The sequence below is a fragment of the Acidovorax sp. KPB24-03 genome (genome assembly GCF_057546605.1).
The window spans coordinates 1-931 of record NZ_BAAJYR010000774.1; the positions used below are offsets into that span (position 1 = coordinate 1).

Annotated in this window: 2 protein-coding genes; both read left to right on the top strand. The window is 74.1% G+C overall.

Features of this window, described 5'->3' with window-relative positions; all coding sequences use genetic code 11:
* A partial coding sequence (gene mdcG / locus AC27KI_RS25900; protein WP_487116707.1) for a malonate decarboxylase holo-[acyl-carrier-protein] synthase occupies positions 1-532 on the top strand: 532 nt, incomplete at its 5' end.
* A partial coding sequence (locus tag AC27KI_RS25905; RefSeq protein WP_487116709.1) for a triphosphoribosyl-dephospho-CoA synthase occupies positions 529-931 on the top strand: 403 nt, incomplete at its 3' end. The genes mdcG and AC27KI_RS25905, both read left to right, overlap by 4 nt.

Genomic DNA, 931 nt, shown 5'->3' on the forward strand with positions numbered 1-931 from the left:
CAGCATCGCGCTGGGCCTGCCGGCCCCCGGCCGCTGGGCACGGCGCCGCCTGGCGCTGCTCGTGGCGCGCGAAGACATCCTCTACTTCGATGCCTTTCCCCCGGCCTTGCTGGCCCAGCCGCTGATGCCGACCGGATCGAAGGCCGCCTGGGGCCGCCTGTGCGAGGCGCTGCAGGCCTGCGGCGTGGCCGCCCGCATCTACGGCAGCCACGGCTGGCAGCTCATCACCGGGCTGGACCACCTGCGCAGCGGCTCCGATGCCGACCTGTGCATCGGCGTGGCCAGCCCCGCGCAGGCCGATGCCGCCGCCGCCTGCCTGCACGCCTTCCCGAAGGCGCAGCCCCGGCTCGACGGGGAACTGCTGTTCGCCAATGGCGCCGCCGTGGCCTGGCGCGAGTGGAGCGCTTGGCGTGCAGGCCGCGGCAAAGCCGTGATGGTCAAGCGCCTGGCTGGCGCCGCGCTGGCGCAAGCCCCCTTCTGGCCGGCCACGGAACCGGCAGAGGAACCGGCTGCAGAGGAGCCGCTGCCATGACCGCCAACGCACGGCGCCGGTCTGCGAGCGACCCGCGCCCGGACCCGGCCCCGCAGGCCATCGGCCGCGCCGCCACGCTGTCGCTCTACGACGAACTGGCCTTGTCGCCCAAGCCCGGGCTGGTGACCCTTACTGACAACGGCAGCCACACCGACATGGATGCCCGCACCTTCATGCGCAGCCTGTTCGCGCTGCGCGTCTATTTCGTGCGCATCGCCGCGCTGGGCCATGCCGGCGAAGGGTTCCCGGCGCTGGAGCGCTGCGGCATCGAGGCCGAAGCGCGCATGGTGGCGGCCACCGGTGGCGTCAACACCCACCGGGGTGCGATCTTCACGCTGGGCCTGCTGTGCGCCGCGGCGGGGGCCCTGGCGCGCGAAGGCACACCCCCTGCAGCCCGCC